Consider the following 836-nt stretch of genomic DNA (forward strand, 5'->3'; position numbering starts at 1 on the left):
CGGCCGAGGACTGTGTCCAGGTCGATCTGACCCTGGACGCGATCGCGCACGGGGCGAAGAACGACGGCGACGCGCGCACGATCGACCAGCTGCGCGCCGACGCCCTGCTCGCGCTGACCCACGCCGCGCTGATCGCCGGGACCACCGGCCCGCCCCAGACCCCGAGCAACGCCGGCACCGGCACCGGCACCGGCAGCGGCACCGGCAGCGGCACCGGCGTGCCCGGCGTGCCCGGCGTGCCCGACGTGAACGACGCGAGCCGCACACGAACACGGACCGTGGACAGCTCCCCGACAGACGGCCCACCGCCGGACGGCCCGCCCGCGCCCTCGGACGACGGCACCCCCGGCACGCCACCGACGGGGGACGCGCCGCCACCGGCCCGCCCGCCGCAGCATGTCGGGAGCGAGGGTGGCGCGGCGGCCGGGCCGTCCGGGGGTCTGCCGGGCGCGGCACCCCCACCGGCACCCCCGGCGGGGGTCCCGGTGGGGGTGGAGTTCCCGCCGCTGCACCAGCTGCTGCTGCGCTCGTGCGAGCGCTTCACCGTCCCCGACATCCGCGTCCACGTCACCGTCCCGCTGGCCACCACCCTCCCGCCCGAACCCCGAAGCGGGTCCGAGGGCACAGCGCTGCCCACCACCGCCGGCGGTGCCGCGGGTGCCGCGGGTGCCGAGGTTGCCGAGAGCGCCGAGCGCACCGACGCCGACACCGGCGACGGCGAGGGTGGCGGGGAGGTCGGTGAGGAGGCCGTTCCGGCGGCGTACCTGGAGGGGTACGGGCCCATCACCCCGGACCTGGCCCGGGCCCTGGCCGCGGGCGGGACCTGGCGGCGCCTG

1 pseudogene is annotated in these 836 nt (G+C 78.8%); it reads left to right on the forward strand.

The features are described 5' to 3' along the window. A pseudogene (locus ABD774_RS21530) lies at positions 1-836 on the forward strand (hypothetical protein); the annotation flags it as partial.

It is taken from the genome of Georgenia daeguensis, from assembly GCF_039537705.1.
Taxonomy (GTDB): domain Bacteria; phylum Actinomycetota; class Actinomycetes; order Actinomycetales; family Actinomycetaceae; genus Georgenia; species Georgenia daeguensis.